The sequence below is a fragment of the Leucobacter soli genome (assembly GCF_042659205.1).
GTDB lineage: Bacteria > Actinomycetota > Actinomycetes > Actinomycetales > Microbacteriaceae > Leucobacter > Leucobacter soli.
Window position 1 is genome coordinate 1 of the sequence record NZ_JBHSRW010000112.1, and the last position, 7,174, is coordinate 7,174.

Annotated in this window: 7 protein-coding genes; 5 read left to right on the forward strand and 2 right to left on the reverse strand. The window is 69.1% G+C overall.

Annotation, left to right across the window (positions count from 1 at the left end; all coding sequences use genetic code 11):
• The coding region (locus ACFPZL_RS08135) for an FAD-dependent oxidoreductase (RefSeq protein ID WP_382335070.1) at positions 1-316 on the reverse strand (316 nt) is incomplete at its 3' end.
• A complete protein-coding gene (hemE, locus tag ACFPZL_RS08140) occupies positions 306-1,430 on the reverse strand; it encodes a uroporphyrinogen decarboxylase (protein ID WP_218114792.1) in 1,125 nt (374 codons plus the stop codon). The genes hemE and ACFPZL_RS08135, both read right to left, overlap by 11 nt.
• 105 nt (positions 1,431-1,535) lie before the next feature.
• Between hemE and ACFPZL_RS08145 the strand changes: the two genes are divergently transcribed.
• From ACFPZL_RS08145 to efeO, 5 genes are all read left to right on the forward strand, one after another.
• Positions 1,536-2,801, forward strand: coding sequence for a glutamyl-tRNA reductase (locus ACFPZL_RS08145; RefSeq protein WP_218114791.1), 1,266 nt, complete (start codon positions 1,536-1,538; stop codon positions 2,799-2,801).
• 79 nt (positions 2,802-2,880) lie between these two features.
• The gene (locus ACFPZL_RS08150) at positions 2,881-4,008 is read left to right on the forward strand and encodes a ferrochelatase (RefSeq protein ID WP_218114790.1); all 1,128 of its coding nucleotides are present in this window, start codon (positions 2,881-2,883) and stop codon (positions 4,006-4,008) included.
• Positions 4,009-4,067: 59 nt separating this feature from the next.
• Entirely contained in the window at positions 4,068-4,808 is a 741-nt protein-coding gene (gene hemQ / locus ACFPZL_RS08155; RefSeq protein ID WP_382335072.1) for a hydrogen peroxide-dependent heme synthase, read from the forward strand.
• A 158-nt stretch (positions 4,809-4,966) separates the two neighbouring features.
• Complete coding sequence (gene efeU, locus ACFPZL_RS08160) at positions 4,967-5,869, forward strand: iron uptake transporter permease EfeU (RefSeq protein WP_218114865.1); 903 nt, start codon at positions 4,967-4,969, stop codon at positions 5,867-5,869.
• Entirely contained in the window at positions 5,866-7,068 is a 1,203-nt protein-coding gene (gene efeO / locus ACFPZL_RS08165) for an iron uptake system protein EfeO (RefSeq protein ID WP_218114789.1), read from the forward strand. The genes efeU and efeO overlap by 4 nt, the downstream gene beginning before the upstream one ends.
• Positions 7,069-7,174: the final 106 nt, after the last annotated feature.

Sequence of the window (7,174 nt, forward strand, 5' to 3'; positions counted from 1 at the left end):
CCGCCCCGTCCCGCCCGGAGCCCGATCGCTGCTCGACGACCCAGGCGCCGAGTGGCGCCGGGCGGACCAACGCGTCCTGCAGGCCGAGATCGGCCAGCAGCTCCTCGACGCCGCCACCGCGCGTCGCGAACGATTCCGCACCGATGTCGATGTGCATGCCGTCGAGCTCTTCGCGGCGGATGCGCCCGCCCAGTCGCTCAGACGACTCGAGTAGCAGCACGTCCGCACCGGCGGCGGCGAGGTCTCGCGCGGCGATCAGGCCGGCGATCCCGCCGCCGATGACGCCTATGCGTGAGGGACGGCGGTCAGTCGCCATGAGCGAGCTCCACGATCCGGCTCAATACGTCGGGGTCGGCCGTCGGCGGCACGCCGTGACCGAGGTTCAGCACGTGCGCCGGCGCCTGCTCGCCGCGGCGGAGCACGTCGGCGACGTGATCCTCGAGTACCCGGGGCGGTGCGCCGAGGAATGCCGGATCGAGGTTGCCCTGCAGTGGGAACAGGTGCCCGAGTCGACGGCTCGCGTCGTCGAGCGGCGTGCGCCAATCGACCCCGAGCGCATCCACTCCGACCTGCGCCAGTTCCTCGAGCAGATGGCCGGAGCCGACGGCGAAATGAATGACCGGAACGGAGCGGATGCGCGCCGACGCCTCTCCGTCGCCCTCTCGGTCGTCCCGCACGCCGAGCCGCCGGACCGGTTCGAGCGTGCGACGCGAGGCCCAGGCCACGTGGTCGCGGTAGTCCGCTGCCGAGAGCGACCCCGCCCACGAGTCGAAGAGTTGGACCGCGCTCGCGCCGGCCTCGGCCTGCGCCTCCAGGAAAACACCGCAGAGTTCGGCCGCCCATTCGAGCAGCGCACGCCAGGTATCCGGGTCCGAGTGCATGAGCGTGCGTGCACGGAGGTGATCGCGCGAGGGGCCGCCCTCGACGAGATAGGCCGCGAGGGTGAAGGGCGCTCCGGTGAAGCCGATCAGGGGGGTGCCCCCGAGCTCCGCGGTCGTGAGCCGAACCGCCTCGCGCACCGGATCCAGCGCTTCGCGCAAGCGATCGGCGCCGTGCTCGGCTCGGAGCCGGGTGACGTCGTCGCTCGTGCGCACGGGCTCGGTGAACACCGGCCCGCGTCCGGATACGAGCTCGACATCGACACCGGCCAGGCGGAACGGCACGACGATGTCGCTGAAGAAGACCGCCGCGTCGACCCCGTGCCGGCGTACGGGTTGCAGTGTGATCTCGCTCGCGAGAGCGGGATCGAGGCAGGCCTCGAGCATGCCGTTCTCGGCGCGCAGGGCGCGGTACTCGGGAAGCGAGCGCCCCGCCTGTCGCATGAACCAGACCGGGGTGCGCTCGGGTCGTTCGCCCCGGAGGGCGCGGATCAGCGGGGCGTTATTCGTCCGCCCATCCATGAGCGGGTGCGAACCTGAGAGAATGTTCATCAGACGTGATGCTAGCTTATAGATCTGATGTGGTAGATCAGATGTACTCAGCTTCGATGAACTACCCTTTGGAACACCAGATCAGATCGTCCTCGAACAGGGATCATGCTCCTTTCCATCTCCTTCGATCACAGCAACGCGCCTTTCGCCCTGCTCGAACGGCTCGCACGCGGAGGCGAGTCCATCGCCGTCGCGGTATCCGATCCTTCGCTCTCTGACGGTTCGATCGTCCTCTCGACCTGCAATCGATTCGAGCTCTACCTCGACGCTCCGAACGCGCCGGACGAGGCGACCGCGGGTGTCGAGGGGGAGGCGCTCGGAGAGGCCGTGATCGAACGGATCGCCGGGATCGCCGGCGTTCCCGGGGCGGAAGTGCGACGGTCCGCCTCCGTGCGCGCCGACCGTCGAGCGGTCGAACACCTGTTCTCCGTGACCGCCGGCCTCGAATCGGTGGTCCTGGGCGAAGAGGAGATCGCGGGTCAGGTGCGCCGCGCGCATGCCGGGGCACGGGAGCGCGGCACCGTGACCCACCGGCTCGAGCGGTTGTTCCAGGCCGCCGCACGAACCGGCCGCAGCGTCAAGCAGCACACCTCGGTCCGTTCGGCCGGTCGATCCATCGTCCGGTTCGCGCTCGACCTGGTCGAAGATGACCTGGCGCCCTGGCCGGAGCTGCCGATCCTGCTCGTGGGAACAGGCGCATACGCGGGGGCGGTCGTCACCGCGCTGCGGGCGCGCGGCGCGCGCCGCATCCAGGTGCATTCGCCCTCGGGCCGGGCCGAGTCGTACGCCGCGGCAAGAGGGCTCGAGGCGGTGGGCGCCGGCGGGTTCGCGGACGCGCTCGCGGAGTCCGAGCTGGTGATCGCCTGCAGCCGCGTCGACGAGCCTCTGCTCACGCCGAAGGAGCTCGTCGCGCCCGGCCCCGCAGCGACGCGCGTGCTGGTCGATCTCGGTATGCCTCGGAACATCGATCCGGGGGTGGCCGACCTCCCGAACATCCGCCTGCTCGATCTCGAGGAGATGGCGAGTGTCGGCGGCGGGCGCGGCCTCGGCGTGGAGGCGGAAGCCGCCCGGATCGTGCGGGAGGCCGTCGAGGAGTTCGATGCCTCCCTGGCCGAGCGCACGGCTCTTCCGGCGTTGCTGGCGGTTCGCGAGCACGTGCTCGCGCTGCTCGAGGACGAGGTCGACCGTTCGCGCAGGGGCTCCCGTTCCGGCTCCGGCGTCGTCGATACAGGGGAGAGCGAGGCCGAACTGGCTCTTCGGCGATTCGCCGGGCGTCTGCTGCACGACCCGATGACGCGGATCCGCGCCCTCGGTCGCGAGGGGCGAGCCGAGCAGGCGAGTGACGCCGTCGCAGCGCTGTTCGGTCGCTGAACCGTCGATGGAACACTGAGAAGTTCAGATCAGATGTATCACATCAGATGTACAGGAAGGCTCCGATAGCGTGCAGGATATGGTTCGCTCAGCTCAGCCCTACGACGCCCTGCTCCTCTGTTCGTTCGGCGGCCCGAACGGCCCCGACGACGTCCTCCCGTTCTTGCAGAACGTGACCCGCGGCAAGCAGATCCCCGAAGCGCGGTTGAAGGAGGTCGGGGAGCACTACTACGGTTTCGGCGGCAAGAGCCCGATCAACGAGCAGAACCTGGCACTGCTGGTCGCGCTGCGCGCCGAACTGGATCGGCGAGGCGTCGAGCTGCCGGTCGTCTGGGGCAACCGGAACTGGCATCCCTACACCGTGGATACGCTCCGCGACGCGCAGGCGTTCGGCGCCAAGCGCATCCTGACACTGGTCACCAGTGCCTACGCCTCCTACTCCGGAAGCCGGCAGTACAGGGAGCACCTCGCCGCGGCGCGGGCCGAGCTCGGTGACGAACTGCGGATCGACATGCTGCGACCGTTCTTCAACGATCTGGGCTTCGTCGAGGCGAACGCCGAGGCGATCCTCGAGGCTGCCGCCCGGTTGGGCGAGGGGTATGGCAGCGAGACCGTCGCGGCAGCCGGCGGCCTCGACGGCGCGCACATCGTCTACGTGACGCACTCGATCCCGGACACCATGCAGGACGCCTCGGCCGAGACCGGGGACGGCTATCGCGAGCAGCACGAGGACGTGCGAGCCGAGCTCGACCGGATCCTCGCCGCGCGCACCGCTGCGAGCTTCGACTCCTCGCTCGCGTACTGCTCCCGTTCGGGAGACCCGCGCGTGCCCTGGCTCGAGCCCGACGTGAACGATCACATCGGAGAACTCGCCGCGAACGGAGTGCGCAAGATCGTGATCGCGCCTATCGGCTTCGTCTCCGACCACATGGAGGTCGCGTTCGACCTCGACATCGAGGCGCTGGAGACGGCCAGGGATCACGGGATCCGAGCCGTCCGCGCGGGCACGGCGAGCGTGCGCCCGGCCTTCGTCTCGGGCCTCGTCGACATGATCCTGGAGCGCGCCGCACGAGAACGCGGCGAAGCTGCAGAGGCGCCGACCGTCGGTGCGCTGGGGGCCTTCCCAGACGTCGCTCCGCCCGGCAGCTGCCGGATGCGGCACGGCGAGGTGACCGGGGTCCCGGTGCTCGCAGGCGACGAGGACTGAGCGGCACCGCGCCCGTGACTCGAACGCAGAACACACGAAAGAACGAAGGAGACCTCCCCGTGACCGACAACGCTGCATCGCCCTCTGCTGCACAGCCCTCCGCTGCTCCGCACATCGACCATTCCGACATCGCTGAAGAGATCAACAGCGCGGTCAACTACACGATGTACGCCGTGTTCCGCGAGGATCCGAGTGCGCCGTCGCCGGGCGGCGAGGCGATCCGGGCGATCATCGATCGTCTCTGCGCGACGGCCGGTCTCACCGTGCGGGGATGGTACGACGTCTCCGGATTCCGCGCCGACGCCGATCTTCTGCTCTGGCTGCACGCGCCGACGTCCGGTGCGCTGCAGGCGGCCTATCGTGCGGTGCTCGAGGAGTCAGCCGGCCGCCTCGCGCCGGTCTGGTCGAACATCGGGGTGCATCGCGCCGCCGAGTTCAACCGTTCGCATGTCCCCGCGTTCCTCGCGGGGGAGGAGCCCAAGGGATATCTCTGCATCTACCCGTTCGTGCGAGGGCGCGAGTGGTACCTGCTGCCCGATGCCGAGCGGAGTCAGATGCTGCGAGAGCACGGCGCCGCAGCGCGGGACTACGGCGATGTGCTGGCGAACACGGTCGCCTCGTTCGGCCTCGGCGACTACGAGTGGCTGCTCGGATTCGAAGCCGACGAACTCTTCCGGATCGTCGACCTCATGCGCGAGCTCCGGGCTACGGGCGCCCGCCGGCACGTGATCGAGGAGACGCCGTTCTTCACCGGCCCCCGCCGGAGCGCCGAGACGCTGCTCGGACGCGCGTTCCGCTAGGAGACGAGCTCTCGGATCCGCGGGTGCCGTCTTCGGGTGCGTACCCGCGGATCGCGATGGCGGCAATCATCTGATGAACATGTGGTAGGTTTAGCTGGTAAGGATAGCCTTACCAACATCACATGTTGGTGCCGAGATGGCACCCGAGGGGAGCCGTCGTGATCGCCACGCTGCTGATCGGCCTGCGAGAAGGCCTGGAGGCGGCCCTCGTGGTCGGTGTGCTGCTCGCCTACGCGAATCGGGTCGGGTGCCGCGATGCCGTGCGCAAGATCTGGGTCGGCGTCGCCGCAGCGATCCTCCTCTCGCTGATCCTCGGCGCCATCCTCACCTTCGGTGCGTACGGCCTGTCGTTCACCGCGCAGGAGATGATCGGCGGACTGCTGTCGCTCCTCGCAGTCGTCATGGTCACCTGGATGGTGTTCTGGATGCTGCGCATGGCGAGAGGGATGTCGGAGGACCTGCGGCAGCAGATGGATCGCGCGCTCGTCGGCGGCGGCTGGGGGATCGCCGCGGTCGGCTTCGTCTCGGTCGCGCGCGAGGGGATCGAGACGGCGCTCTTCATCTGGGCCACGACTCGGGCCAGCGATATCTCGCCGCTGCTCGGATTCCTCTCGGCGGTCTCCGGCGTCGTGGTCGCGGTGCTCCTCGGCTGGGCCATGTACCGGGGCCTGCTCCGCATCGACCTCACCCGCTTCTTCCGCTGGTCCGGGGTCCTGCTGATCCTCTTCGCCGCAGGCATCGCCGCCTACGGGATCCACGACCTGCAGGAGGCCGGCGCGCTGCCCGGCCCCTTCATGGCGGCGCCGATCGGCGCGGGCGCCTTCGCAGCCTCCTGGTTCGGCGAGGCCGCATGGGCCTTCCAGATTCCGCACATCATCCCGCCCGACGGCGTACTCGGCGTGCTGCTGAAGGGCACGATCGGCTTCTCTCCGGAGATGACCAAGCTCGAGGTCATCGTCTGGGCGCTCTATCTCCTCATCGTCCTTCCGCTCTTCCTCGTCAAGTCCTACGCGGCGAGGGACGGAAGGCGCACGACCACCGTACGAAAGGAACAGCAGTGACCACCATCACGACCCGAGGCGCGATCGCAGTGACGAGCCTCGCCGCGGCCACGATCGCCCTGACCGGCTGCGTGCCCAACGCGGGCGGCGACGCCCAGCAGCAGATCGCCGTCACGGCCTCGGACGACGGCTGCGCCGTCGAGACCGCGACCGCCGAGAGCGGCACCCTTGTCTTCACCGTGACGAACGAGGGCACCAAGGTCAACGAGTTCTACGTGCTCGGCGAGAACGGCCTCACGATCGTCGGCGAGGTCGAGAACATCGCCCCCGGCGCGTCGCGCGATCTCACCGTGCAGGTCGGCCCCGGCGACTACTTCACCGCCTGCAAGCCCGGCATGATCGGCGTCGGGGTGGGCCAGACCGCCTTCAGCGTGAGCGGAGCGGCTCTGCAGAGCACTCCCGAGGCGGACGCGGTCGTCGCCCAGTACGTCGCCTACGTCAAGACTCAGACTGAGGAGCTCCTGCCCAAGGTCGAGGAGTTCGTCGAGGCCTACACCTCCGGCGACGACGAGACCGCGAAGCAGCTCTTCCCGCTCGCGCGCGTCAACTACGAGCGCATCGAGCCCACGGCCGAGCAGTTCGGCGACCTCGACCCGAAGATCGACTACCGCAAGCCCGGCGCCGACGAGGAAGGCATCCCCTTCACCGGCTTCCACCGGATCGAGATGGATCTGTGGAACGATGCCGCCGTGGCGAACGGCGACTACCCGGGCGACCCCGATCTGGAGCCGCTGAGCTCCGAGGACCGGGCCGAGCTCGGCGCGCAGCTGGTCGCCGATGTCACCGAGCTGAAGGAGAAGGTGGCCTCGCCCGACTTCACCCTGACGCTCGCCGACATCACGGAAGGCGCCAAGGGCCTGCTCGACGAGGTCTCCGCTCCCGACGGCAAGCTCCCCGGTGAGGAGAACGAGTTCGCGCACACCGACCTCTACGATTTCTACGCGAACGTCGAGGGATCCTACGTCGCCTTCGACACCGCGCGCGGCATCGCGCTCGCGAACAGCGCCGACGACCTCGTCGCGCAGCTCGACGAGCGTTTCGCCGATATGTTCGCTCTGCTCGACACCTACGGCTCCTACGATCAGGGCTTCGTGTTCTACGACACGGTGGACGACGATGCCCGAGCCGAGCTCGCGGCGAAGCTCAACGCGCTGAGCGAGCCGATGTCGCAGCTGACCGCCGCCGTAGTGACAAGCTAGGCGACATGACCGCTCACGCCGACGCCGATGGCGTCGTCCCGGACGAGGGCGCGACGGGCGCGGGGGATCCGGAGGCTTCGGCCTCCGCCACCCCGCGCCCGTCGCG